The organism is Neisseria sp. P0022.S010, from assembly GCF_051956635.1.
Genome location: NZ_JBQCXF010000849.1, coordinates 1 through 494 on the forward strand (window position 1 = coordinate 1; position 494 = coordinate 494).

Below are 494 nucleotides of genomic sequence, written 5' to 3' on the forward strand. Positions count from 1 at the left end.
ATAAAAGGCCGTCTGAAACATTAAAAGTTTCAGACGGCCTTTTGGTTCAAACCTAATTAACGTGTTACCGGTTTATAACGGATACGTTTCGGTTTCGCGCCCTCTTCACCCAAACGGCGTTTCTTGTCGGCTTCGTATTCCTGATAGTTGCCGTCAAAGAACACCCATTTAGAGTCGCCTTCGCAAGCCAAAATATGCGTAGCGATACGGTCGAGGAACCAGCGGTCATGCGAAATCACCATCACGCTGCCGGCAAATTCCAACAATGCGTCTTCCAACGCGCGCAGGGTTTCTACGTCGAGGTCGTTAGACGGTTCGTCCAGCAGCAACACATTGCCGCCGCTCAACAAGGTTTTTGCCAAGTGCAGACGGCCGCGTTCGCCGCCAGACAATTGACCTGCGATTTTGCTTTGGTCACTGCCTTTGAAGTTGAAGCGTCCCAAATATTGGCGGGCTGGAATTTCAAACTGACCAACCTGCAAAATGTCGCGGCC

Annotated in this window: 1 protein-coding gene; it reads right to left on the bottom strand. The window is 50.8% G+C overall.

Annotated elements, in window-relative coordinates:
* Positions 1-56 precede the first annotated feature (56 nt).
* On the bottom strand, positions 57-494 hold a 438-nt coding region (locus ACTHUT_RS21750; RefSeq protein WP_440419893.1), incomplete at its 5' end, for an ATP-binding cassette domain-containing protein.